1 protein-coding gene is annotated in these 1,066 nt (G+C 76.7%); it reads right to left on the reverse strand.

What is annotated here, in order from left to right:
* Positions 1 to 1,066 (reverse strand): AMP-binding enzyme (locus ACYVE9_RS27995; protein ID WP_461030686.1); only part of this gene is annotated, 1,066 nt, incomplete at both ends.

Genomic DNA, 1,066 nt, shown 5'->3' on the forward strand with positions numbered 1-1,066 from the left:
GTCGAGCCGCCACTCCCCGCCGGTGGGGTCGAGGCGCATCCGCAGGGCCGCGTGCCGGTCGACGAGCGCCTGGAGGGCGGCGGTGAGCCGGCCGGTGGTCAGCCCGGCCGGGGTGCGGACCAGCATGTGCTGGCTGAACGTGTCGAGGTCACCGTCCTGCTCGCGCCACCAGTGGACGATGGGGGTCGGCGGGAGCGGTCCGGCGTCGTCGTCGGGGCCTGCGGCGTCGGGGGCCGGGGGGTCCACGGCCTCGGCGCGCGTGGCGAGGCCGGCGACGGTGGGCGCGCGGAAGAGGTCGTTCACGGTGATGCGCAGCCCAGCCTCGTAGGCGCGGCTGACGAGCTGGATGGCGATGATGCTGTCGCCGCCGGAGTCGAAGAAGCCGTCGTGGACGCCGATCGCCGGGGCGTGGAGGAGTTCGGCGAAGAGGGCCAGGAGGAGGTGTTCCCGTGCGGTACGGGGTGCGGTGGCCTCACCGGGCCCGCCGGGCGGGGTGAGCGGGCGGGATGCCGGGGCCGGTTCGGGCAGGGCGGCGCGGTCCGGTTTTCCGTTGCGGGTGAGCGGCAGTGCGGCCAGGACGGCCCACTGCGCCGGGACCATGTAGTCGGGGAGCGTCTCGGCGAGGTGCCGGCGCAGCGCCGCCGGGTCGGCCTCCGCGCCGTCGGCGGGGACCACCCAGGCGGCCAGCCGTTTCCTGCCGGGCCGTTCCTCGCGGACCGCCACGAGGGCCTGGGCGACGGTGGTGTGCTCGACGAGCGCGGCGGCGACCTCGTCGGTCTCGATGCGGAAGCCCCGCAGCTTGACCTGTCCGTCGGCGCGTCCGCGGAACGCCAGGGTGCCGTCCGGCAGCCAGCACGCCAGGTCGCCGGTGCGGTACATCCGGGTGCCGGGCGGGCCGAAGGGGTCGGCGACGAACCGTTCGGCGGTCTGTCCGGGACGGCCGAGGTAGCCGCGGGCGATGCCGGTCCCGGCGAGGTAGAGCTCGCCCGTCACCCCGGCGGGCAGCGGCTGGAGCCCGGCGTCCAGGACGTAGCTCCGGCCGCCGTCCAGGGGGCGGCCGACGGGG

The sequence above is a fragment of the Streptomyces sparsus genome (assembly GCF_054776295.1).